At 73.2% G+C, this 23,483-nt stretch carries 21 protein-coding genes, 1 tRNA gene and 1 pseudogene; 10 read left to right on the top strand and 13 right to left on the bottom strand.

The window, feature by feature from the left end:
* Positions 1–59: 59 nt before the first annotated feature.
* Positions 60–1,892: a hypothetical protein gene (locus tag GA0070618_RS05230; RefSeq protein ID WP_231931611.1), complete on the bottom strand. Its 1,833-nt coding sequence runs from the start codon at positions 1,890–1,892 to the stop codon at positions 60–62.
* A gap of 104 nt (positions 1,893–1,996) precedes the next feature.
* On the opposite strand from GA0070618_RS05230, the gene GA0070618_RS05225 reads away from it, so the two are divergent.
* From GA0070618_RS05225 to GA0070618_RS05215, 3 genes are all read left to right on the top strand, one after another.
* Positions 1,997–2,080 (top strand) — tRNA-Leu (locus GA0070618_RS05225).
* Between the two features lie 105 nt (positions 2,081–2,185).
* Positions 2,186–3,016, top strand: a complete 831-nt coding sequence (locus tag GA0070618_RS05220) for a Bax inhibitor-1/YccA family protein (RefSeq protein WP_088980623.1) — start codon at positions 2,186–2,188, stop codon at positions 3,014–3,016.
* A 307-nt stretch (positions 3,017–3,323) separates the two neighbouring features.
* Positions 3,324–3,635, top strand: a complete 312-nt coding sequence (locus GA0070618_RS05215; protein WP_231931803.1) for a hypothetical protein — start codon at positions 3,324–3,326, stop codon at positions 3,633–3,635.
* Positions 3,636–3,661: 26 nt separating this feature from the next.
* Here GA0070618_RS05215 and GA0070618_RS05210 read toward each other — a convergent pair whose 3' ends face one another.
* From GA0070618_RS05210 to GA0070618_RS05200, 3 genes and pseudogenes are all read right to left on the bottom strand, one after another.
* Complete coding sequence (locus GA0070618_RS05210; RefSeq protein WP_088980622.1) at positions 3,662–4,924, bottom strand: acetyl-CoA C-acetyltransferase; 1,263 nt, start codon at positions 4,922–4,924, stop codon at positions 3,662–3,664.
* A 78-nt stretch (positions 4,925–5,002) separates the two neighbouring features.
* Positions 5,003–5,806 carry an SGNH/GDSL hydrolase family protein gene (locus tag GA0070618_RS05205; RefSeq protein WP_088980621.1) on the bottom strand — a complete coding sequence of 268 codons (804 nt, stop codon included), beginning with the start codon at positions 5,804–5,806 and terminating at the stop codon, positions 5,003–5,005.
* 212 nt (positions 5,807–6,018) lie between these two features.
* A pseudogene (locus tag GA0070618_RS05200) lies at positions 6,019–7,005 on the bottom strand (SGNH/GDSL hydrolase family protein); the annotation flags it as partial.
* A gap of 179 nt (positions 7,006–7,184) precedes the next feature.
* On the opposite strand from GA0070618_RS05200, the gene GA0070618_RS05195 reads away from it, so the two are divergent.
* Entirely contained in the window at positions 7,185–7,541 is a 357-nt protein-coding gene (locus GA0070618_RS05195) for a YkvA family protein (RefSeq protein WP_088980620.1), read from the top strand.
* Between the two features lie 74 nt (positions 7,542–7,615).
* On the top strand, positions 7,616–8,986 hold the full coding sequence (locus GA0070618_RS05190; RefSeq protein ID WP_088980619.1) for a cystathionine beta-synthase: 1,371 nt from the start codon (positions 7,616–7,618) through the stop codon (positions 8,984–8,986).
* A 92-nt stretch (positions 8,987–9,078) separates the two neighbouring features.
* Here GA0070618_RS05190 and GA0070618_RS05185 read toward each other — a convergent pair whose 3' ends face one another.
* The 8 genes from GA0070618_RS05185 to msrA all read right to left on the bottom strand — a co-directional run bounded on the left by GA0070618_RS05185 (position 9,079) and on the right by msrA (position 17,494).
* Positions 9,079–9,330 (bottom strand): type II toxin-antitoxin system RelE family toxin, encoded by a 252-nt coding sequence (locus tag GA0070618_RS05185; RefSeq protein WP_231931610.1) that lies wholly within the window; start codon positions 9,328–9,330, stop codon positions 9,079–9,081.
* A 59-nt stretch (positions 9,331–9,389) separates the two neighbouring features.
* Positions 9,390–9,674, bottom strand: a complete 285-nt coding sequence (locus GA0070618_RS05180; protein WP_088980617.1) for a type II toxin-antitoxin system Phd/YefM family antitoxin — start codon at positions 9,672–9,674, stop codon at positions 9,390–9,392.
* Between the two features lie 134 nt (positions 9,675–9,808).
* Positions 9,809–10,327, bottom strand: coding sequence for a GNAT family N-acetyltransferase (locus GA0070618_RS05175; RefSeq protein WP_088980616.1), 519 nt, complete (start codon positions 10,325–10,327; stop codon positions 9,809–9,811).
* Entirely contained in the window at positions 10,324–11,256 is a 933-nt protein-coding gene (locus tag GA0070618_RS05170; protein WP_088980615.1) for a ribonuclease Z, read from the bottom strand. The genes GA0070618_RS05175 and GA0070618_RS05170 overlap by 4 nt, the downstream gene beginning before the upstream one ends.
* A gap of 318 nt (positions 11,257–11,574) precedes the next feature.
* Positions 11,575–12,780 (bottom strand): osmoprotectant NAGGN system M42 family peptidase, encoded by a 1,206-nt coding sequence (locus tag GA0070618_RS05165; protein WP_088980614.1) that lies wholly within the window; start codon positions 12,778–12,780, stop codon positions 11,575–11,577.
* A complete protein-coding gene (ngg, locus tag GA0070618_RS05160; protein ID WP_088980613.1) occupies positions 12,777–14,657 on the bottom strand; it encodes an N-acetylglutaminylglutamine synthetase in 1,881 nt (626 codons plus the stop codon). The genes GA0070618_RS05165 and ngg overlap by 4 nt, the downstream gene beginning before the upstream one ends.
* Before the next feature lie 2 nt (positions 14,658–14,659).
* Entirely contained in the window at positions 14,660–16,444 is a 1,785-nt protein-coding gene (locus GA0070618_RS05155) for an N-acetylglutaminylglutamine amidotransferase (RefSeq protein ID WP_088980612.1), read from the bottom strand.
* Positions 16,445–16,831: 387 nt separating this feature from the next.
* Positions 16,832–17,494 (bottom strand): peptide-methionine (S)-S-oxide reductase MsrA, encoded by a 663-nt coding sequence (gene msrA / locus GA0070618_RS05150; RefSeq protein WP_088980611.1) that lies wholly within the window; start codon positions 17,492–17,494, stop codon positions 16,832–16,834.
* Between the two features lie 156 nt (positions 17,495–17,650).
* On the opposite strand from msrA, the gene GA0070618_RS05145 reads away from it, so the two are divergent.
* Positions 17,651–18,196 (top strand): GNAT family N-acetyltransferase, encoded by a 546-nt coding sequence (locus GA0070618_RS05145; protein ID WP_088980610.1) that lies wholly within the window; start codon positions 17,651–17,653, stop codon positions 18,194–18,196.
* Here the strand turns inward: GA0070618_RS05145 and GA0070618_RS05140 are convergent.
* Entirely contained in the window at positions 18,145–18,576 is a 432-nt protein-coding gene (locus GA0070618_RS05140; protein WP_088980609.1) for an HIT family protein, read from the bottom strand. The two genes, GA0070618_RS05145 and GA0070618_RS05140, sit on opposite strands and share 52 nt — an antisense overlap.
* 99 nt (positions 18,577–18,675) lie before the next feature.
* Between GA0070618_RS05140 and GA0070618_RS05135 the strand changes: the two genes are divergently transcribed.
* Genes GA0070618_RS05135 through ilvA form a run of 4 tightly spaced genes read left to right on the top strand, consistent with a single transcriptional unit; the run spans position 18,676 to position 23,383 of the window.
* Positions 18,676–19,818, top strand: a complete 1,143-nt coding sequence (locus tag GA0070618_RS05135; protein WP_088980608.1) for a cystathionine gamma-synthase — start codon at positions 18,676–18,678, stop codon at positions 19,816–19,818.
* A 16-nt stretch (positions 19,819–19,834) separates the two neighbouring features.
* Positions 19,835–21,244, top strand: coding sequence for an amidase (locus tag GA0070618_RS05130; protein WP_088980607.1), 1,410 nt, complete (start codon positions 19,835–19,837; stop codon positions 21,242–21,244).
* 52 nt (positions 21,245–21,296) lie between these two features.
* Positions 21,297–22,166 carry a DUF4328 domain-containing protein gene (locus GA0070618_RS05125; protein WP_088980606.1) on the top strand — a complete coding sequence of 290 codons (870 nt, stop codon included), beginning with the start codon at positions 21,297–21,299 and terminating at the stop codon, positions 22,164–22,166.
* A complete protein-coding gene (gene ilvA / locus GA0070618_RS05120; protein ID WP_088980605.1) occupies positions 22,163–23,383 on the top strand; it encodes a threonine ammonia-lyase in 1,221 nt (406 codons plus the stop codon). The genes GA0070618_RS05125 and ilvA overlap by 4 nt, the downstream gene beginning before the upstream one ends.
* The last annotated feature ends 100 nt before the right edge of the window (positions 23,384–23,483 follow it).

The following is a 23,483-nucleotide window of genomic DNA, read 5'->3' as shown; positions in this document are numbered from 1 at the left end:
CAGGGGGCCCCTGCTACCAACCAGGCGACCGGCCAATCGCCCAACCAACCGGTGAGCGCTCAGGGACGCCAGATCCAGGCGTCGGCGACCCGGGTCGCCGGTCCGTAGAGCTGTTCCAGCGTGCCGCGCAGGCTCTCGGCGTGCCGCTCGTTGGCGGCGAGCACCACGCAGGACGCGTTCCAGAAGTCGGCGTCCCGGGCCGCCTGCCGGCGCTGCCCCTCGCTGACCACGGGCTGCTCACCGTGCCGGGCCACCTCGGCCAGCAGCGCCGACGTGGGCTGCTTGTAGGTGCCCATCGCCGCCGTGCCGTCCCGGCCGTACGAGCCGATGAAGAAGCCCTCGGGCAGGGCGAACGCCGCGTCCGCCGCCACCGCCCAGCGCATCGGCCAGGGCTCCCTCGGGGTGGGTGCGGGCACCGGCACCAGCACCCCGCCGGGGCGTACGCAGTCGCGCCAGTGCCCGGCGGTAATGAACTCCGGCACCGGCGGCCGGTCCTCGGTGGCCAGCGGGGTGGGCGCCGCCGGCAGCAGTGCCGCCACGACGGCGGCCGGGACGACCACCCGCCCCCGACCCCCGCCGCGCCGCGCCCGGTCGACGGCGAGCACGAGCACCGTGGCCAGCAGCGGGGGCACCGCCAGCGCGAAGCGCATCGGCAGCGCGCCGTCCACCACCGGCACGTCGAGCAGGAACCGGAACGGCCCCGGGACGCCGGTCCGCGTACCGTCGACCACCACGTCCGGGCCGAGGGACAGGGCGCCCATCACCAGTGCGCCGGCCACGCAGGCGACCACCAGCGGCTGGCGACGCAGCCAGATCGCGCCGGCCGCGCCGACGAGCAGCAGCGGCCAGCCGAGGAAGGTGTTGTACTCGGCGGGTCCGGTGGTCAGCCGGGCCGCCGTGTCGTCGCCGGCCAGCGACAGCGGCGAGAACGTCCACCAGCTCGTCAGGTCGGCGGAGAAGTAGTACGGGCTGAACATCCCGTCGGCCACGCCCTGCGGCCCGGCGAACTGGAACCAGAGCGGGTAGGCGAGCACGACCAGGGCGAGCCCGGTGGCGAGCAGCATTCCCGCCGCGAAAGCCGGGAACGCCCGCCGGGCGAGTCGCCGGTCGGCGACGGCGTGGGCGACGGTCATCACCGCCAGGGTCAGCGCGGCGAGGAACAGCACCTCCTCACCGACGAAGACCTGGACGGTCACCACGACCGCCAGCCCCACGGCCGAGGTCACCAGCCGCCGGTCCGCTCCGCCACCGGCCCGGGGAGCACGGTCGGCGGCCCGTAGCATGCGGACCACCAGCCAGATGATCACCGGAACCAGCCACTGCGCGGTCATGTGCAGGTGGCTGTTGGTCTGCGACACGATGCCCGGCCCGAAGCCGCAGAGGCCGGCGCCGAGCGCGGCGGCCAGCCGGCCGGCGCCGAGCACCCGGACGTAGAACGCGTACCAGGCGATCGCGGTGCCGGCCAGGTTCAGCGCGGCGAGCAGGGCGAACGTGGTCGGCGCGCCGAAGACCAGGGTGACCGGGGCGAAGATCACTCCGAGCGCGATGACCGTCGTGTTGGCCATCAGGTTGACCCCGTCGGGGGCGTTGAGCCGGTCGGTGAGCAGGCTGAAGTCACCGAGCAACGCGCGTGAGTCGACGGCCAGGAACCACTCGTAGAGAGTCTGGTCCTCCGGGTTGAGCGCCAGCACCCGACCGGACGGGTCCGGCCAGAGCCCGTGGGTGAGCACTCCGGCGAGGACCAGGAAGCCCAGACCGGCCAGCAGGTCCACCCGGTTCCGGTGGGCCGCGGCGAGGAGCCGGGCGCGCCGGGAGCCGGGCACCGGCGGGAGGTCCCGGGTGGCCTCCCGATCGGGTCCGGCGTCCTGATCGGCACAGGCTGCGCTGCTCACGGCCTCGACCATAGTGCCGGAGTGGTATCGGGGTACGCCGGGTTCGGCGAGACCGGTTACCGTGACACTGCACCGCCGCGTGTCGACGCGCCGGTGGGTCACCCGCCCGGGTGGTGGAACGGCAGACACGGCCGCCTTAAAAGCGGCTGCCGCAAGGCGTGCGGGTTCGACCCCCGCCCCGGGCACCAGACTCTCAGCTTCCCTTCAGCCTGGTGATCACCAAGAGGTCGGCCCGGCGGTTTACCCTGGATAGGCACGTCGAACGTGCATCGACCCCCTGAGGGAGGCTGAAAGTGAAGACCTCGAACCCGGTGCTCGCCCGGCTCGGCCAGGCGGCTGAGCGGGAGCGGGCGGCCGGGTACGCCCCGACCGGGCCGTACGGACAGCCCGGTTACCCCCAGCAGTACCCGGGTGCGGGCTACCCGGCGGCCCCCGGTTACCCGGCCGCACCGCCCACCGTGACGCCGATGTCGCTCGACGACGTCGTGGTCAAGACCGTCATGCTCCTCGGCATCCTCGCCGCCTCCGCTGCGGCTGCCTGGGTGCTCGTGCCCGACGCCCTGGTCGGTGTGGCGTGGATCGGGGCCGCCGTCGTCGGCCTCGTGCTCGGTATGGTCATCTCGTTCTCCCGGATGGCCAACCCGGCGCTCGTCATCACGTACGCGGTCGTCGAGGGCGTCTTCGTCGGCATGGTGAGCAAGGCCTTCGAGTCGCTCTACGACGGCATCGTGCTCCAGGCCACCACCGCCACGTTCGGCGTGTTCTTCCTGATGGCCGTGCTCTACAAGGCGCGCGTCATCCGGGCCACCCCGAAGTTCGTGCGCGGCATGATCGCCGTGATGGTGGGCCTCTTCGCCGTCATGCTGATCAACCTGGTGCTGGCGCTGTTCGGCGTCAACACCGGCCTGCGGGACGGCAGCCCGCTGGCCATCGGCTTCAGCCTGGTCTGCATCGTGGTGGCGTCGCTCAGCTTCATCCTGAGCTTCCACGAGGTGGAGGAGGGCGTCCGGATGGGGCTGCCCCAGCGCTACTCCTGGGTGGCCGCCTTCGGCATCCTGGTCAGCCTGGTCTGGCTCTACATCGAGATCCTGCGCCTGCTGAGCTACTTCCAAGGCGACGACTGAGCAAACAGTCAGCGCTGACTGGGCAGACAGTCAGAGAGCAACTGGTCGACCGGTGCGCCCGTCCCTTCCCGGGGGCGGGCGCCCGTCGTTGTGGGGCGTGGCCACCGTCTCCGGTCGCGTCGGACCCGACCGGGAGTCCGGCAGGCGACCGAGTCCGGGGCGGGTGACGTGACCGTAGACTCGCTCCGGTGAGCAGCACGCGGGCCGGGGCGTACCCGGCGGACCAGGCCGGTGTCCGGTGAACCCGGCGGCCGACGACCCGGGCTCCGCCACCGGGCCGGACCGGGCGACGGACCCGGACCGGGCGGTGGAGCTGGACCGGGCGGTGGAGCTGCTGGTCCGGCAGGTCGGGCACTGGCAGCCGCCGCGCTGGTCGGCGCTGGCCGCCGACGGCAACGTCTCCCGCGCCGACCTGGTGCACCGGCTCGTGCAGGAGGTCGCCAACCTGGCCGCCGACGCCGAGGGCCAGCCCCGCCGGACCGTGCCCCGGCTGGCCAACGACCTCGCCCTGCCCGACCAACTCCGGGTGGTCGCCGCCGACCTGGTCGCCGCAGCGCCCACGCCCGAGATGCTGGTCCGGGCCGCCGCCGAGGTGACGGCGACCCGGAACGCCCTCTGACCGACCGCTGTGGGCCGGCAGCGACGTCAGGAGAGGCGTTCGAGGACCATCGCCATGCCCTGACCGCCGCCGACGCACATGGTCTCCAGGCCGATGGACTTGTCGTGCCAGTCGAGGGCGTTGAGCAGCGTGCCGGTGATCCGGGCCCCGCTCATGCCGAACGGGTGGCCGACGGCGATCGCGCCACCCATCACGTTCAGCTTCTCCAGCGGGATGCCGAGCTGCCGGTACGAGGGGATCACCTGGGCGGCGAACGCCTCGTTGATTTCCACCAGGTCGACGTCGTCGATGGTCATGCCGGCCCGGTCGAGTGCCTGTCGGCTCGCCTCGACCGGCCCGAGGCCCATGATCTCCGGGGAGAGGGCGGTGACGCCGGTGGAGACGATCCGGGCCAGCGGGGTGATGCCCAGGTCCCGGGCCCGCTGGGCGCTCATGATCACCACGGCGGCGGCCCCGTCGTTGAGCGGGCAGCAGTTGCCGGCGGTGATCCGACCGTCCGGGCGGAACACCGGTTTCAACCCGGCCACGCCCGCCAGGGTCACCCCGGGGCGGGGGCCGTCGTCGGTGCTGACCACGGTGCCGTCCGGGGTGGTGACCGGGGTGATCTCCCGTGCCCAGAACCCGTCGGCGATCGCCTTCTCGGCGAGGTTCTGGCTACGGACACCGAACTCGTCCATGTCGGCGCGGGTCACGTCGTACGCCTGGGCCAGGTTTTCGGCCGTCTGCCCCATGGCGAGGTAGATGTCGGGCAGCTCGCCGGCCTCGCGCGGGTCGGTCCAGACCTCCGCGCCGCCGGCCGCCCGGCGGGCCGACCGCTCCTGGGCCGCCGCGAAGCGCGGGTTCTCCCAACCACCGCCGACCAGTGCCTGCGCCTCCGACGGCAGGGCGTCGGAGCTGCCCCGGGCAAACCGGGAGACGCACTCGACCCCGGCGGAGACGAAGACGTCCCCCTCGCCGGCCCGGATCGCGTGCATCGCCATCCGGGTGGTCTGGAGCGACGAGGCACAGTACCGGGTCAGGGTCGCGCCGGGCACGGTGTCCAGTCCGAGCAGGGTGGCCACCACCCGGGCCATGTTGAAGCCCTGCTCGCCCCCGGGCAGACCGCAGCCCAGGTGGAGGTCGTCGATCTCGGTCGGGTCGAGCTGGGGAACCTTGTCCAGCGCGGCCCGGACGATGGTCGCCGCGAGGTCGTCCGGGCGGACGTCGCGGAGGGAACCCTTGTGCGCCCGGCCGATGGGGGAGCGGGCGGTGGCGACGATGACGGCGTCGCGGGACGACTCAGTCGGCATGAGCCAACGTTAACCCGTCGGTAACTTGTGGTGGAAGTGGCCCGGGGCGACGGCTGTCGGTCTGCGCGGTGCGCCCGGTCAGCGGGACGAGGCGACGGCTGCGGCGGCGGCCACCGCCGGGAGCAGCGCGTGCGCCCAGACCCGGTAGCCGTCGGCGGAGGGGTGGTATCCGTCGTGGCAGAGCGTCCCGGCGTCGGCCCGGAAGACCGCTCCGGTCTCGGTGGCGAGATCCACGACCGTGCCCCCGGCCTCCAGCACCGCCATGGTCTGCGCCCGCGCGGTGCGTCGCCCGGACCAGCCGATCACCTGACGCAGCGGCGGGGCGACGGCCCGGACCGCGCCGAGGTCGGGACAGGTGCCGACGACGACCTCCACCCCGGCGTCGCACAGCCGGCGGACCGCGCCACCGAGGTACGCCGCCGCGTCGGACGGCCGCCGCAGGGTCGTCGCGTCGTTCGCTCCGATCAGGATCACCGCCACGTCCGGACGGCCTCCGAGGAGGGCCCGGGCCACCTGGGTGGCCAGGTCGGTGGAACGGGACCCGGAGACCCCGACGCTGGACAGGTGCACCCGACGGCCGTTCGGCCCCTCGGCGAGCAGGTGGGCCAACTGGCCGCCGACCGTCTCGCCGAACTGCTGCACGCCGACCCCGAGGGCCGCCGAGTCACCGAGCAGGACCAGCCGCAGCGGGGGCGCGTCCGTCCGCCCGACCGTCGCCCGCAGGGCGAGGCCGAGTTCCGGTTCGGCGTACCGGCGGGTGCGGGCGACGAAGGCCTCCCCGGCGAGGACGGCCGCGCCGCCGACCGTGCCGGCCAGCAGGGAGAGGGCCGCGACCCGGCCCATGCGGGCCGCCAGTTCGGTGCGGGTGTTCCGCTCGCTCATGCTCGTCCCTCCACTGCTGTCTGCGTGCCCCCGGCCGGTCGGACCACGTCGCCTGTCTCCGGCCTTCCCGCCGGTCGGACCACGTCGTCTGTCTCCGCCCTCCCTGCCGGTCGGAGCACGTCGCCGCTCTCCGGTCCGCCGGGTGCGGGGACCGCGTCGGCGCGGTGCGGCACCGGTTCACCCGCGTGCGCGGGAAGCGCGCCGACCGCGACGAAGGCCCGCCGCCGCAGTTGCGCCCAGCGCCCGGCCGGGCCCCGGTCGCGACCGCTGACCTGGGTGCCGCTGACCTCGGTGCCCGGGTGCCGGGCGGCCTCCTGCGCCGCCTGTGGCAGCGACCGTACGCCCTCGCCCCGGGTCAGCGCGGGCCGGCGCTCCGGACCCGCGCCGAGCGCCGAGAGGACCGTCGGCAGCAGCACGGACGCGGCCACCGCGTACCCCTCGGCGGACGGGTGGAACCGGTCCCAGGCGAACATCCGGCCCGGCTCCGCCGCGAACCGGGGGCCGAGCAGGTCGCCGAGGGAGACCGTCCAGCCGCCCGCCTCGACCACCGCCACCGTCTGGGCGGCGGCGAGCTGCCGACCCCAGCGGCGGGCCAGCCAGCGCAGCGGCGGTTGGATCGGCTGGATCGCCCCCAGGTCGGGACAGGTGCCGACGACCACCTCCGCGCCGGCCGCGCGCAGGTCGCGGACCGCGTCGGTGAGGTAGCGCACGGCCACGGCCGGCGGGGTGCGGTTGGTCACGTCATTGCCGCCGACCAGGATGACCGCGAGGTCAGGCTGCTGCTCCAGGGCGGCCTCGACCTGCGGTCGCAACCCCGCCGAGAGGCTGCCGACGACCGCGAACCGGTGCAGCCGCACCGGCCGGTGCAGCCGGCGGGACAGGCCGGTGGCGAGCAGCGCGCCGAGGGTCTCCCGACGCCGGTGTACGCCGTAACCGGCGGCGGAGGAGTCGCCGAGGATCACCGTGGTGAGGGGGCGGCCGGGGAGCTTGGGACCGTAGACGCCGTCGCAGCGGGGTGGGGGCGCCTCGGCCATCGGGATCGTCCGGCGGGCCTGCTTGGCCTGGCCGAGGAGGACGCCGGTCGTGGTGGCGAAGGCCGCCACCGTGGCACCCGCGCCGATCGCCGTGTAGCGGGCGACCTGCCGGGCGCGTCGCCAGCCGGCACCGGTCGACACGACGGGTCCCGTCACCTCCTCCATGAGCCGACAGTACCGCGCGGGAGCGACACGTCGCTGTCCCCACGATGGCGCTCCGGTGCCTGGCCGCGGGACATTCTGGGTACGTCATCCATCGACCGCCGCCCCGTCCGGAACGGGCGGCGGCACCGGCGGCGGTTGCGCCGGCCCGGCACGCTGGTCGAGGAGAGAGGGGCACTGACATGGCGAGGACGTTGAAGCGGAGTGCGGCGTTCGCCGCGTTGGCCCGGGCGCTGATGGCCGGGGCCCGTGGTGGGCCGTCCCTGGGCGCCCGGGTGGCGGCGCTGCCCCGGATGATCAAGGCCACCGCCCGTGGCGAGTACGACGGCGGCCTCCGGCTGGCCCTGATGACCGCGGCGGCGGCGTACGTCGTCTCCCCGGTCGACCTGGTGCCGGAGATGTTCCTGGCCGTCCTCGGCCTGGTCGACGACGCGGTCATGGTCACCTGGCTGGCCGGGAGCGTGCTGGCCGAGACGGAGCGGTTCCTGGAGTGGGAGGCGCGCCGCGCGTCCGTGATCCCTGGGAGTGTCCTGTCCTGACGCCACGTACCCTGGGCCTCGACCAACCGTCGCCCGGCGCCGCCGCCGGCACCGTGGGAGAAGGGCACAACGAGGTGCAGTACTACGACAACGTCGTCGAGCTGATCGGCAACACCCCGCTGGTGAAGCTCCGCAACGTCACCGCCGGCATCCAGGCCACCGTGTTGGCGAAGGTGGAGTACCTCAACCCCGGCGGCTCGGTGAAGGACCGGATCGCCATGCGGATGGTGGAGGACGCCGAGGCCGCCGGGATCCTGAAGCCGGGCGGCACCATCGTCGAGCCGACCAGCGGCAACACCGGCGTCGGACTGGCCCTCGTCGCGCAGCTCAAGGGCTACCGGTGCGTCTTCGTCTGCCCCGACAAGGTCAGCCAGGACAAGCAGGACGTGCTGCGGGCGTACGGGGCCGAGGTGGTGGTCTGCCCGACGGCGGTCGCCCCGGAGGACCCCCGCTCCTACTACAACGTCTCCGACCGGTTGGCCCGGGAGATCCCCGGCGCGTGGAAGCCCAACCAGTACAGCAACCCGGCCAACCCGCGTTCGCACTACGAGACCACCGGCCCGGAGCTGTGGGAGCAGACCGGTGGCGGGCTGACCCACTTCGTCGCCGGGGTGGGCACCGGCGGCACCATCTCCGGCATCGGGCGCTACCTCAAGGAGGCGTCCGACGGTCGGGTGAAGGTGATCGGCGCGGACCCGGAGGGCTCGGTCTACTCCGGCGGCACCGGCCGGCCGTACCTGGTCGAGGGGGTCGGCGAGGACTTCTGGCCGGAGACGTACGACAAGTCCGTGGCCGACCAGATCATCGAGGTGTCCGACAAGGCCTCCTTCGAGATGACCCGGCGGCTGGCCCGGGAGGAGGGGCTGCTCGTCGGCGGCTCCTGCGGCATGGCCGTGGTGGCCGCCCTGGAGGTGGCCCGCGCCGCCGGTCCGGACGACGTGGTCGTGGTGCTCCTGCCGGACAGCGGCAAGGGCTACCTGTCCAAGATCTTCAACGACACCTGGATGGCCCGGTACGGCTTCCTGACGGCCGGCGGTGACGAGCCGACCGTGGCCGACGCGCTCGCCGCCAAGCCGGGCGGCCTGCCCGAGCTGGTGCACGTGCACCCCACCGAGACGGTCCGGGACGCGATCGACTACATGCGTGAGTACGGCGTCTCGCAGCTGCCGGTGCTCAAGGCCGAGCCGCCGGTGGTGACCGGCGAGGTGGCCGGCTCGATCGCCGAGCGGGACCTGCTCGACGCCCTCTTCACCGGCCAGGCCCACCTGCACGACACGATCGAGCGGCACATGGGCGAGCCGCTGCCGATGGTCGGCGGTGGGCAGCCGGTCAGCGAGGCGGTGACGCTGCTGGAGAAGTCCGACGCGGCGCTGGTGCTGATCGACGGCAAGCCCAAGGGCGTGCTCACCCGGCAGGACCTGCTGGCCCACCTCGGCGGTCGCTGAGCACGGCACCCGGCCTGTCCTGGGGCAGGCCGGGTGCCGCCCTACCGACGCGTCTGGGCACGCCAGCCCGGTGAAGCAGGGCCTGGCGTGTCCTAGAAGCGGTAGGCGTCGCGTCGGTGGCGGATCGAGTGGATCTCCACGATCCGTTTGGCCTCGTTGATCCGGTAGATGATCCGGTACGTGCCGCGGCGGGCGGAGTGAAAGCCGTCGAAGGGCTCGTCGAGTGGTTTGCCAGCCCGATAAGGGTTGACCGCTATCGCGTGCTCGATGGTCTCCGTCGCCGCGACCGCGACCTCCAGTGGCAGATCCTCGTGTAGGTTGCGGCGGGCCTGCCGAGAGAACATCACTGTGTACGGGCTGGGCGCCTCGTGAGTGCCATCCCCCCGCCCGCCTTGCGAAGGCATCAGGCCGTCCTACCGCGACGCCGCTCCAACTCGGCGCGAACCTCGTCCATGGAGAACGTGTCGCTGGCCGCGAAATCCTCCCGCGACTGGCGCAGATCCGCGAGGGTCTCGTTGTCGGAGAGCAGGTCGAGCGTCTCCCGCATCGACTCGTACTCGGCAACCGAGATCAGCATCACGTCGGCGCGGCCGTTCCTGGTGATCGTGAAGTGGTCGTGCTCCCGAGCGACGCGGTCGGCAAGCTCGGCGATCCGGGCCTTGGCTTCCGTGATAGGAATGGTCTCCATAGCGACCACTCTAACGACTGGTCAGAATTATGACCACCTTCTCCGATTCGCTCGACTGAAGGTGGCGCGCCCTGTGCGGGGCTCGAACCCGCGACCGAGGGATCATGAGTCCACCGTCCGGGTTGCCGTGCCGGTCAGAGGGGGCGGGCGTAGCGGAGTTGACGGGTGACGACCGGGCCGAAGTGTTCGTCGCGTTCCCGGCCTTCCGGTGCCCAGCCGCCGCGCTCGTAGAAGCGCCGGGCGTGGGCGTTGTCGGCCAGCACCCAGAGCGTGGCCCGGGTCCGCCCCCACGACCGCATGGTGCGCAGGGCGTCACGCATCAACGCCCGGCCGGTGCCCCGGCCCTGCTCGGTCGGGTCCAGGTGGATGGCGCGCAGCATGGCCGCGTGCGGGTCGACCACGCCGTCCAGCTCGTCCGGGCCGACGTAGGTGAAGCCGACCAGCCGGCCGTCCCGCTCGCCGACGGTCATCAGGTGGTCGTCGCGCTCGTACGACCAGCGCTGCGCCCAGTAGTCACCCATCATCTCGGGTGTGGGCAGGGCCAGCGCCTCCGGGGGAAGGAACGACGAGTAGGCGGTGACCCGGGACCGCTGGTGCAAAGCACCGACCGCCATCAGGTCGTCGGCGACGGCATGGCGGAGAGTGAGGGTCACCCGGGCGAGGGTACCCGCCGGGGCGGCACCGCGACCGTGCCCAGGTCCTCGGCGACCACCAGGTCACCGGTGAAGTGCTCGCGGGCCTCGGCGGCGAACCGGGCCGGGTCGGCGTACCGCTGGGAGAAGTGGGTGAGCACGAGCCGGCGTACCCCGGACTCGGCCGCGACCCGGGCGGCCTGGGCGGCGGTGAGGTGCCCGACCTCGGCGGCGAGCGCGGTCTCCGAGTCGAGGAACGTCGACTCGATCACCAGCAGGTCGGCGTGCTCGGCCAGGGCGTAGACCGCGTCGCAGAGGCCGGTGTCCATCACGAAGGCGAACCGCTGGCCGGGCCGGGGTTCGCTCACCTCGTCGGTGCGCACGCGGCGTCCGTCGACGTCCAGGTGACCGACGCGGAGCAGCTCGCCGACGGCCGGGCCGGCGATGCCGTACGCGGCCAACCGCTCCGGGAGCATCCGGCAGCCGTCCGGTTCGACCAGCTGGTAGCCGTACGTCTCGATCGGGTGGCGGAGCCGGCGGGCGGTCAGGGTGTGGCCGCCGCGCAGGGCGATCCGCTGCCCGTCCGCGTCGACCGGCTCGGGACGCAGCTCGGCGGCCTCGTGGAAGCTGGTGGCGTGCCGCAGCCGGGCGAAGTACTCCGCGCCGCCGGCCGGGAAGTGCACCGCCACCGGGTGCGGCACCCGGTCCAGGGAGAGGCGCTGGATGATGCCGGGCAGCCCGAGACTGTGGTCGCCGTGGAAGTGGGTGACGCAGATCCGGGTCAGGTCGGTGGCGGTGACCGTGGTGTGCAGGAGCTGCCGTTGGCTCCCCTCGCCCGGGTCGAAGAGGATCACCTCGTCGTCCCAGCGCAGCACGTACCCGTTGTGGTTGCGCTGCCGGGTCGGCGTCTGACTGGCGGTGCCGAGCACCGTCAGCTCGCGCATCGACACGGCCTACACCCTCCGTACATGGGTCGACCCCCGGGGCTTCCGCGCTGACGCGCGGGCCGGCTGGACTGGGCCGGCACCCCGGGGGTCGGGTGGCTGTTCTGGATTCGCCGCACCGCTGCCACACGGTCTCGACGATCTTTCTGAGCCCGCCCCGGAGGGCGGACGGTCGACTGTCAAGGACAGCGGCTAGCGGACAGCCACCTCACGAGTCCGATAACTACACAAAGCTTCGGATCACCTCCCTTCCCGTGTACCGCCACGCTATCCACTTCCCGACTGCGGCGGCAACGGTTTTACGTCACCCGCTGGGGAGGCGGGTCAGGACGGGTCCGACGCCTGGTCGGCGATGCCGATCGGCCCCTCGCGCGGCCCCTCCTCGGAGGCCGGCTGCACCGCCAGCGACGGGAAGTCGGCCAGGTCGCCCTCGGGCTCGGCGTCCCACTCGGGGAAGACCAGGTCGCTCTGGAGGTAGAGGCAGAGCAGTTGGGTCAGGTGGCGCAGGCCGTCCAGGTGGGTGCGCTCGTGGCCGTGGGTGGCGTCCACCCCGAAGCCGAGCAGCGCCACCCGGGCGTGCGCGCCGGCCTCGACCGCCGCCGCCACGTCCGAGCGGTAGTAGTCGAAGACGTCCCGGACCAGGTCGACGTCGTGCTCGGCGGCGATCGAGGCGAGGTTGCGGGTCAGGTGGTAGTCGAACGGGCCCACCCCGTCGCCCATCGCCAGGGTCGCCGCGTTCTCCCGGGACTGCTGCCCCGGGGCGACCACCGCCGCGTCCACCGAGACGATCTCGGCGACGTCCGGGTCGAGGCCGTGGCTGGCCCCGTGCCCGATCTCCTCGGTGACGGTGACCAGCAGGTGCGCGGTGACGCGGGGCTGGACGCCCGCGTCGACCATCGCCTTGAACGCGGTCAGCACCGCCGCCACCCCGGCCTTGTCGTCCAGGTGGCGGGACTTGACGAAGCCGCTCGGGGTGATCGTCGGGTTGGGCAGGAACGCCACGAAGTCCCCCGCGTCGATGCCGAGCGCGCGTAGCCCGGCGATGTCCTCGACGGGCTCGTCGACCCGGACCTCCACCTGCTCCCAGCCGACCCCCTGGAGGTCGACCGCCTCGTTGTAGCGGTGACCGCTGGCCTTCAACGGCAGCACCTGACCGGTGACCACCCGGTCCAGGTCGTCGGTGAAGATCCGCACGTGCGCCCCCTCCGCGAAGCGGGCGCTGTGCGTGCCGATCGACTTCAGTTCCAGCCGGCCGTTCTCCTTCAGTCGCTTCACCATCCCGCCGATGGTGTCGGTGTGCACCACGATCGCCCGGTCCGCCCCGGTGGCGCGGGGGCCGGGCAGGCAGGCGCTCAGCGCGCCCCGCCGGGTCAGCGTGGAGGAGATGCCGAGGGCGGAGAGCCGCTCGCCCACGTACTGCTGCACGTGGTCGGTACGCCCCGACGGGCTGGGGATCTCCAGGAGTTCCAGCAGCACCTGCCGCAGGTAGTCCAGGTCGAGCGGGAGCGGGACGGGACGACGTTCGGTCATGCCGTCGAGGATGCCGTACCCGCCGGGGACCAGAGTCGGTGCGGTGCCCGGGTGCCCGGGAACAGCAGGTCCACGAAGCGCTCGGCGGTCGGCTGGGGCTCGTGGTTGGCCAGGCCGGGCCGCTCGTTCGCCTCGATGAAGACGTGCTCCGGCCGGTCGGGTGCCTCGACCAGCAGGTCCAGCCCGGTGACCGGGATGTCCAGCGCCCGGCTGGCCGCCACGCACGCCTCGGCGATCTCCGGGTGCAGTTCCCCGGTGACGTCGTGGATCGTGCCGCCGGTGTGCAGGTTGGCGGTCCGCCGGACGGCGAGCACGGTGCCCTCGGGGAGGACGTCGTGCATGCCGTACCCGGCCTCGGCGACCACCTCGCGGGTCATCTCGTCGATCGGGATGCGGGACTCACCGCCGGTGGCGGCGGCCCGGCGGCGGCTCTGCCGTTCGATCAGCTCGGTGACGTCGTGCACCCCGTCGCCGGTGATCGAGGCGGGCCGCCGGACGGCCGCCGCGACCACCTCGTGGTCGATGACGACCACCCGCAGGTCCTCGCCGGCGCGCAACTCCTCGACCAGCACGTCCGGGCAGTACCGGCGGGCCAGCTCGACCGCGGTCCGCAGGGCCTCCGGGGTGCGTACCCCGACCGTGATGCCGTTGCCCTGCTCGCCCCGGGCCGGCTTGACCACCACCGCGCCGATCTCGGCCAGGAACGCCTCGTCGGCGTCGTCGCCGGTGGCCGTCCGGCCGCGTGGCACGGCGAGCCCCGCCTCGGTGAGGATCCGCCGGGTCACCCGCTTGTCGTCGCAGCGGCTCATCGCCACCGCCGAGGTCAGCTCGGAGAGCGACTCGCGGGTCAGGATGGTCCGCCCGCCGGTGGTCAGCCGCAGCTCACCCCAGGTCGGGTCGGTGACCTCCACCCGGATGCCCCGGCGCATCGCCTCGTCGGCGATGATCCGGGCGTACGGGTTCAGCTCGTCGTAGCCGGCGGGCAGGGCGGGCAGGAACAGCCGTTCGTTGATCGGGTTCTTCCGCTTCACGCAGAGCGTGGCGGTGCGGTAGAAGCCCAGCCGCTCGTAGAGCCGGATCGCCCCGACGTTCTCCGCCAGCACGGACAGGTCGACGAAGGCCCGACCCCGGTCGGTGAGCCGGGCGGCCAGCTCGGTCAGGAGCGCCTGACCGGTGCCGGGCGGGGCCTGGTTGAAGTCCACGGTCAGGCACCACAGGCTCGCGCCCTCGTCCGGGTCGTCGAAGACCTCGACGTGGTCCACGCCGGTGATCGTGCCGACGATCTCCCCGGTGGCCGACTCGGCGACCAGGTGCAGGAAGGACGGGGTGGCGGCGTTGGCCACCAGTACGTCCACCGGGGCGGTCACCATCCCGTTGCTGGCGTAGATCCGGTTCACCGCCTCGGCGTCCGCCGCGTCGCGGAGCTGGCGGATCCGCAGCCCCGGCAGATCCGCGCCGGTGTCCCCGGACGCCTCGCCGCCGATCGGCCCGGGGCCGGGGGCCGCGTCCGGGCTCAGCGGCAGCCGGTAGGTCAGCGACGGGTCGATGAACAGCTCGTCGTGGAGCCGGGACACCAGCACGTGCGGGTCGCGCAGGTAGATGCAGATGTCCCGGGAACCGGCGGCCTCCGAGCGGAGCACGTCGGCGACGGCCGCCGGGTCGCGGAACGTCTGGCCGAAGACCAGCCGACCCCAGCCGCAGTCGAGCACCACGTCGGTCCGGCCGGCCCGGTCCGTCGCCTCCGGGTCGGTCGACCGTCCGCCGGGCTCGCCCGGGGCGACCGGGTCACCGCCCGGCCCGACCCGTTCCCGTTTCCGGGCCATCCGGGCCCGCTGCCCCTCGGTCAGGGCCGCCCCGGTCGCCAGGGTGTCGGTCACGGTCAGTCGATTCCGTGGCTCTGGAGCCACATTTCCAGGAGTCCGAGCTGCCACAGCTTGTTTCCGTTCAGCGGGGTGAGTTCGGCGTTCGGGTCGGTGAGGAGGGCGTCGACGTAGCCGGCGCGGAACAGGTCGCGACGGCGGGCCTCGGGGGCGTACAGGGCGTCACGTACCCGGTCGAGGACCTTGCCCTCCAGGTGGGTGAGGCCGGGCACCGGGAAGTAGCCCTTCGGGCGGTCGATGACCTCCCAGGGCAGCACCCGGCGGCCGATCTCCTTGAGCACGCCCTTGCCGTCCTGGGCGAGCTTCAGCTCCGGCGGGCAGGACGCGGCGAGCTCCACGAACTCGTGGTCGAGGAAGGGCACCCGGGCCTCCAGGCCGTGCGCCATCGTCATGTTGTCGACCCGCTTCACCGGGTCGTCGGTGAGCATGATCTGGGTGTCGATCCGCAGGCCCGCGTCGACAGCGGTCTCCGCGCCCGCCCGGCCCAGGTGGGCGGCGACGAACTCCCGCGCCGGGTCGCCGTCGGCCAGCCGGTCCGGGTTGAGCACGCGGGCCAGTCCGGCCGCGTCCCGGTCGAAGAACGCCTTCGCGTACGTGTCCACGGCGTGCGCCCGGTCGACGCCGGCCAGCGGCGGGTACCAGTGGTAGCCGCCGAGGATCTCGTCCGCGCCCTGCCCGGACTGGACCACCTTGACGTGCCGCGCGACCGTCTCACTGAGCAGGTAGAACGCCACACAGTCGTGGCTGACCATCGGCTCGCTCATCGCCGCGACCGCCGCCTCCAGCGGCGGGACGAGGTCACCGGTGGCGACCCGGATCTGGTGGTGGTCGGTGTCGAAGGTCTTCGCCACCAGGTCGGAGTAGCGGAACTCGTCGCCCTCGCGCCCGCCGACCGCCTCGAAGCCGATGGAGAAGGTGGCCAGGCCGCGCTGCCCCTGCTCGGCGAGGAGCGCCACCACCAGGCTGGAGTCCAGGCCGCCGGAGAGGAGCACCCCCACCGGCACGTCGGCGACCATGCGCCGCTTGACGGCGGTGGTGAGCGACTCCCGCAGGGCGTCCTGCCAGTCCCGCTCGGACCAGTCGGCCCGGTCCTGGTGGCGGGTGAACGCCGGGTCCCAGTAGAGCCGCTCGGTGACCCGGCCGTCCGGCTCGTACACCCGGACGGTGGCCGGGGGCAGCTTGGCCACGCCGCGCAGGATGGTCCGGGGTGGCGGCACGATGCTGTGGAAGCTCAGGTAGTGCGCGAGCGCGACCGGGTCGATCGTGGTGTCGATCCCGCCGCCGGCCAGCAGGGCGGGCAGGGTGCTGGCGAACCGCACCCGGTCGGGGGTCTCGGCCAGGTAGAGCGGCTTGATGCCGAGCCGGTCGCGGGCCAGCACCAGGCGGCCGGTGGCCCGCTCGGTGATCGCCACGGCGAACATGCCGACCAGGTGGTCGACGAAGTCGTCCCCCCACTCGGCGTACGCCTTGAGCACCACCTCGGTGTCGCCGGAGGAGAAGAAGACGTGCCCCTTCGCCTGGAGTTCGGCGCGCAGCTCCCGGTAGTTGTAGATGCAGCCGTTGAAGACGCCGGTGAGCCCGGCGGCCGGGTCGACCAGCGGCTGCCCGCTCGCGGCGGAGAGGTCGATGATTTTCAGACGCCGGTGACCCAGGGCGACCGGTCCCTGTGACCAGACGCCGCTGTCGTCGGGGCCCCGGTCGTGCATGGTCGCCGCCATCCGCTCCACCGCCGCGACGTCGGCGCGTGAACCGTCCCGACGGAGCTCCCCAGCCAGTCCGCACATGCCAACGAATGCTGCCAGAGGATGGTGCGCTTCGCCTGTTGAGCTGATGGCTGGCAGGCAGGCGGGTTGCTAGAATGCGCAACCTTTGGCGAGTTGAAGTGGATCATCGGCGCTTCCGTGTCCGTCAGGCGCGGAGTGACCCTTTTGCGAGTGCGGCTCGCTGTGAGGAACCTCCCAGCATCGGGCCGCCCCCTTCGGCTGGCCCGGCCGCGCGCCGTGGACGTCCCCGGGGACACCCGGTCCGGGTGGTCGTAGGCGAGGGGCGACGTGGACGCCGGGACGTGGACCGCGCTGCGCCCTGTGGAGCTGCCCGCACCGACGGGGCAGCTCCACAGGTGGCCTACCTGGCGTTGCTCGGCGCGACCACCGCCGCCGTCCCGCCCGCGCTCAGCCGGCCGTACGGGCCACGCCGACCGGGCAGCTCATCCCGTTCGGGCCGTGGTTGCAGTAGCCGTTCGGGTTCTTGGTCGGGGCGAGGTACTGCTGGTGGTAGTCCTCGGCGAAGTAGTACTCGCCGAGCGGGGCGATCTCGGTGGTGATCTCGGCCCGGCGGGCCTGGGCCACGATCGGGGCGAAGGCGTCCCGCGACGACGTCGCGGCAGCGGCCTGCTCGTCGCTGGTGGTGTAGATGGTCGACCGGTACTGGGTGCCGACGTCGTTGCCCTGGCGCATGCCCTGGGTCGGGTCGTGGTTCTCCCAGAAGACCTTGAGCAGGTCCTCGTAGGCGATGGTCGACGGGTCGTAGACCACCTCGACCACCTCGGCGTGTCCGGTACGCCCGGAGCAGACCTCCTCGTACGTCGGGTTCGGGGTGTAGCCGCCCGCGTAGCCGACGGAGGTGGTGATCACGCCGGGGAGACCCCAGAACAGGCGCTCCGCGCCCCAGAAGCAGCCCATCCCGAAGACGGCCACCTGCGCGCCCGGCGGAAACGGGCCCTTCAGCGGGGTGCCGAGCACCTCGTGCCGGTCGCTGACCGGCATCGCGATCGGTCGGCCGGGCAGGGCCTGGTCGGGCGTGATCATTTCGGCCTTCATGCGGCGCAGGAACACGATGACTCCTCTCGTATCTGTCTATCCTGCAACGCCGGCGGGTCCCCCGTCCTTACCCGTCCACCCGAAGATCAGGCCCCCGGCCCCGGCCTTTCCACGTCGATCGTGGTGGGGTAGGGCCCCCTGGCGAGCCGATTGCTGCCACGATCTCCTGCGATGGACATCAGGGAGATGAAACCGGGCAGGGACGAGACGGTGGCGCGGGCGCTGCTCCGGATACAGCGGGCCGCGTACGCGGTGGAGGCGGCGCTGATCGGCGACGACCGCATCCCCGTGCTCCACGAGAGCCTCGACGACCTGCGGGCCGCGTCGCTGCGCTGGCTCGGGGCCGTCGTCGCCGAGGGCGAGCCGCCCGTCGTGCCAGCAGAGGCGGTTCCCGCCCGACCGTACGAGGCCGGTCGGCTGGTCGGCGCGCTGGCCTGGACCGAGGACGCGACGACGGTGGACATCGACCGGCTCGTGGTCGACCCGGTCGCGCACCGACGGGGCATCGGCCGGGCGCTGGTCGACGCGGTGCTGACCCGGGCCGGTGATCGTACGGTGCTCGTCGCCACCGGCCGGGCCAACCGGCCGGCGCGGGCGCTCTACGAGTCGTTCGGCTTCACCACGCTCGGCGACGCCGAGCCTGTCCCCGGCCTCTGGATCACCCGCTACACTCGCCCGGGGGCGGACGGGAGGGCGGCGGCCACCCGCCCGGCGTAGGAGCGCGCCTCGTCGTCGTCGGCGTAGCGCGTCCGTGGCCAGAAGAAGCCGCGCAGCCCGTCCCCCTTCGTCCGGGGCACCACGTGGGTGTGCAGGTGCGGCACCGACTGGGAGACCTTGTTGTTCATCGCCACGAAGCTGCCACCCGCGTCCAGCCCGGTCTCGACCGCCAGGGCGACCCGGCGGACCAGCCCGAAATAGCCGGCGAGGGACTCCGGCGGCAGGTCGGCCAGGGTGACCAGGTGGGTCCGGGGCACCACCAGCACGTGCCCCTTGAACACCGGTCGGGTGTCCAGGAACGCCACCCCGTCCGCCTCGTCGGTCACCCGGAACGAGGGCACTCCACCCGCCACGATCCCGCAGAACACACATGCCGCCACCGGCCCAAGGCTAGTTCGGCGTACGGGTGCACCCGTGGACGTGCCCGGCTCGGTCGGGTCGCCCCGGTCGGTCCCGGTGGAGGGACTAGCGTCTGGGGAATGAGTCACGGCTTCGAGACGCTCGCGATCCACGCCGGCCAGGACCCGGATGCCCGCACCGGCGCGGTGATCCCACCGATCTACCAGACCAGCACCTACGCCCAGGACGCCGTCGGCGCGCCCCGGCTGGGTTACGAGTACAGCCGGTCCGGCAACCCGACCCGGGACGCCCTCCAGGAGTGCCTCGCCGCGCTCGAGGGCGGTCCGGTCGGGCTCGCCTTCGCCAGCGGCCTGGCCGCCGAGGACACCCTGCTGCGCACCGTCTGCAAGCCGGGTGACCACGTGGTCATCCCGGACGACGCGTACGGCGGCACGTACCGGCTCTTCGCGAAGGTCGCCGAGCGCTGGGGGCTGGCGTACACCCCGGCGAAGGTCTCCGACCCGGACGCCGTGCGGGCGGCGATCCGCCCCGGCAGCACCCGGATCGTCTGGGTGGAGACGCCGACCAACCCGCTGCTCGGCATCGCCGACATCGCCGCCCTGGCCGGTGTCGCGCACGACGCCGGGGCGCTGCTGGTGGTCGACAACACCTTCGCCTCGCCGTACCTCCAGCAGCCGATCGCGCACGGCGCGGACGTGGTGGTGCACTCCACCACCAAGTACGTCGGCGGCCACTCCGACGTGGTCGGTGGCGCCCTCGTCGTCGCCGACCGGGAACTCGGCGAGCAGCTGCGCTACCACCAGAACGCGATGGGCGCGATCAACGGCCCGTTCGACGCCTGGCTGACCCTGCGCGGCATCAAGACCCTCGGCGTCCGGATGGACCGGCACTGCGACAACGCCGAGCGGATCGCCGCCTACCTGGACGGGCACGCCAAGGTGGCCGAGGTGATCTACCCCGGCCTGCCGTCGCACCCGGGACACGAGGTGGCCGCCAAGCAGATGCGCCGGTTCGGTGGGATGATCTCCTTCCGCGCCACCGGCGGTGAGGAGCACGCGGTCGAGATCTGCAACCGGGCCAAGCTGTTCGTGCTCGCCGAGTCCCTCGGCGGGGTGGAGTCTCTGATCGAGCACCCGGGTCGGATGACACACGCGAGCGCTGCCGGCTCGCCGCTTGAAGTTCCCGGCGATCTCGTGCGACTGTCTGTCGGCATCGAGACGGTCGACGACCTGCTCGCCGATCTGGAGCAGGCGCTGGGCTGACCGCTGGCTGGGGAGGGTGGCCGTGCAGGACATCATGCCGACCTGGGTCGGGGCGACCGCGAAGCAGATCGCCCGGGGCGTACGCCGGGGGGACGTCTCGGCGACGCAGGTGGTGGCCGACCACCTCGACCACGTCGCCCGCGCCGACGCCGACCTCGCCGCGTTCCGCACGGTACGCGGCGGGGAGGCGATCACCGAGGCGGAGAAGGTCGACGAGCAGGAGGACCTGGCCAACCTCCCGCTGGCCGGGGTGCCGGTCGCGGTGAAGGAGAACACCCCGGTCGCCGGCCTGCCCACCTGGCGCGGCTCGGCCGCCGTGCGTACCCCGGTGGCCGAGGGCGACCACGAGGTGGTCCGTCGGCTGCGCGGCGCGGGCGCGGTCATCCTCGGTGTCACCCGGATGCCGGAACTCGGGTTGTGGGCGGTGACCGACGACGAGACGGCGGTCACCCGCAACCCGTGGGACCCGGCCCGCACCCCGGGTGGATCGTCCGGGGGCGCCGCCGCGGCGGTGGCCGCCGGGCTGGTGCCGATCGCGCACGCCAACGACGGCCTCGGCTCGATTCGCATTCCGGCGGCCTGCTGCGGCCTGGTCGGGCTCAAGCCCGGCCGGGGCGTGGTGCCCTGGCAGCTCGGCGAGGAGGGCTGGTTCGGCCTGGCCGAGCACGGCATGCTGACCACCACGGTCGCGGACGCGGCGGTGGGTTTCCAGGTGCTCGCCGGACGTCCCCAGGAGAAGCTGGTGCCGCCGCAGCGGCTGCGGGTGGGTGTGTCGCTCCGCTCGCCGGTGCGCGGCATCGCCGCCGACGAACCCAACCGGGACGCGGTGGCCGCCGCCGGCCGGCTGCTCGCCGCCGCCGGGCACGACACCGTGCCGGCCGACCCGGTGTATCCGACCGCACTCGGTCTCAAGGGCATCGCGACCTGGTTCGCCGCCGCCTCCGCCGATGTCCGCGCCGGCGGGGTGGAGCGCCGGCACCTCCAGCGGCGCAGCCGGCGGCACGTCGCCCTGGGGGAGTGGGCGCAGCGACGGGGCTACGTCCGCCAGGCCGACCGGGACGCCTGGCGCGAACGGTCGATCGGTTTCTTCGCCGACCACTCGGTCGACCTGCTGCTCACCCCGGCGCTGGCCAGCGCGCCACCGGCGGCGCAGAGCTGGTCGGGCCGGTCCTGGCGGTCGAACATGAGCACCAGCATCCGGTACGCCCCGTTCGCCGCGCCGTGGAACATCGCCGGACTGCCGGCGCTGGTGGTGCCGGTGGGTCGGCGTCCCGACGGGCTGCCGGTGGCGGTGCAACTGGTCGGCCCGCCCGGGTCGGAGCTGCTGCTGCTCGGCGTGGCGGGCCAGTTCGAGATGCAGGCCCCGTGGGCGCGGCACGCCCCCGGGTACCCGCGCGTCGGAACAGGGTCGCCCGCCCCCGCATGATCGTCTAGTGTGGGCCGGCCCGGAGACAACTGCACAGTGAGGACGACCGGCCATGCGGTGTGCGACCTGCGACGGCGAGACCTCGCCCCGGGCGAGTGACTGCTCGACCTGCGGCACGCCGGTCGGCGCCCCGCCGGTGAATCCCGAGGTGCCGATCCGGTCGGTACGCGGGATCGGCCTGGCCGCCTCGGTGGCGGTCGCCGCCACCACACTGTGCTACCTGCTGGTGTCCCTCACCGCGCTGGTCGGCCGGTCGATGGCCGAGCGGGCCGCGCGCACCGAGGACCAGGACATGCTGCTGGTCGCCGGGTTCGTCGAGTTGGCCGCGAGCATCCCCTACCTGATCGCGTACCTGACCGCCGTGGTGCTGGTCATCGTCTGGACCTACCGGGTACGGATGAACCTGGACGCCTTCCCCGGCTCGGCGCCCGGCCTCGGCGCGGGCTGGGCGATCGGCGGTTGGCTGGTGCCGCTGGTCAACCTCGTCTTGCCGTACCGGGTGGTCGCCGATGTCACCCGGGCCAGCGTGTGGCGTCCGGGCACCGGCCGGCTGGTCGGCGTCTGGTGGGCGGCCTGGCTGGTCTTTCTGGTCTCCGAGTGGTGGACGGAGCGGGCCTCGGAGCGGGAGTTCGAGCAGCTGCCGGCGTACCCGACCATCCGGCGGGAGTTCCTCGACTACGCCGACCAGTACTCGGCGGCACTGAACCGGAGCATCCTGCCGATGGTGGCCTGTGTCGTCGCCGGAGCCACCCTGGTCGTGGTGATCCGGCGGGTCTCGGCCGCGCAGCAGGCCCGGATCGACCGGGGAGGCCCGGCCGGCCCGTTGGCCCCGGGGACGGTCGTGCCGTATCCGGTCACTCCCGGCACCACCGTGCCGTCCCCGATGACCTCACCAGGGGCAGATGGCACCATCAGGGCATGACGGAGCTGGTCGGCCTCGCCGACGTCCAGGCAGCGCGGGAACTGTTGGCCGGGATCACCCGGGCCACCCCGCTGGAGCCCTCCCGCCCGCTCACCGCCGCGCTGGGCGGGCCCATCTGGCTCAAGTGCGAGCACCTGCAACGCGCCGGGTCGTACAAGGTGCGGGGGGCGTACGTGCGGATCGCCCGGCTCAGCGCGGCGGAGCGGGCCCGGGGCGTGGTCGCCGCCAGCGCCGGCAACCACGCGCAGGGCGTGGCCCTCGCCGCCGGCCTGCTCGGCACCACCGCCACCGTCTTCATGCCGGTGAACGCGCCACTGCCCAAGGTCGCGGCCACCAAGGGGTACGGCGCACAGGTGCAGCTCGTCGGCGCGACCGTGGATGAGTCCCTGGTGGCGGCGCAGACCTTCGCCGAACGGACCGGGGCGGTCTTCATCCACCCCTTCGACCACCCGGACGTGATCGCCGGGCAGGGCACGGTGGCGCTGGAGATCCTGGAGCAGTACCCGGAGGTGCGGACCATCGTCACCGGGGTCGGCGGGGGCGGCCTGGTCTCCGGGATCGCCGTGGTGGTCCGGGCGCTCCGCCCGGACGTGCGGGTGGTCGGGGTGCAGGCCGCCGAGGCGGCGGCTTTCCCGCCCTCGCTGGCGGCCGGCGAGCCGGTACGCCTGCCGGCGTACAGCACCATCGCCGACGGCATCGCGGTCGGCCGTCCCGGTGACCTCACCTTCACCCACGTGCACAAGCTCGTCGACGAGGTGGTCACGGTGGGCGAGGAGGACATCTCCCGGGCGCTGCTGATGCTGCTGGAACGGAACAAGCAGGTGGTGGAGCCGGCCGGCGCGGTCGGGGTGGCGGCGCTGCTCGCCGGTGTGGTCGAGGTGGGCTCACCGACGGTGGCGGTGCTCTCCGGCGGGAACATCGACCCACTGCTGATGCTGCGGGTGATCGAGCACGGCCTCGCCGCCGCCGGGCGCTTCCTGCGGATCACCGTCCGGTGCGTGGACCGCCCCGGGCAGCTCGCGTCCCTGCTGACCGAGATCGCCGAGCACCGGGCCAACGTGGTGGACGTGGTGCACCAGCGGGTCCACCCGCACCTGCGCCTCGGTGAGGTGGAGGTGGCGCTCTCGGTGGAGACCCGGGGGCCCGAGCACTCCGACATGCTGATCAGCGCGCTCCGCGCCAGCGGTTACCAGGTCTTCGCCGCCCCGGAGGCGTGACGCGGGTCTTCGCCGCCCCCGGAGGCGTGACGCGCCGCCGGCACGGTGATCACCGGGGGCGACTGGCCGCTCGGGCCACCCGCCCCCGGTGCACGACGTG

The sequence above is a fragment of the Micromonospora echinospora genome (assembly GCF_900091495.1).
In the GTDB taxonomy this organism is placed as follows: Bacteria; Actinomycetota; Actinomycetes; order Mycobacteriales; family Micromonosporaceae; genus Micromonospora; species Micromonospora echinospora.
This window is presented reverse-complemented; position numbering and strand designations above follow the sequence as displayed.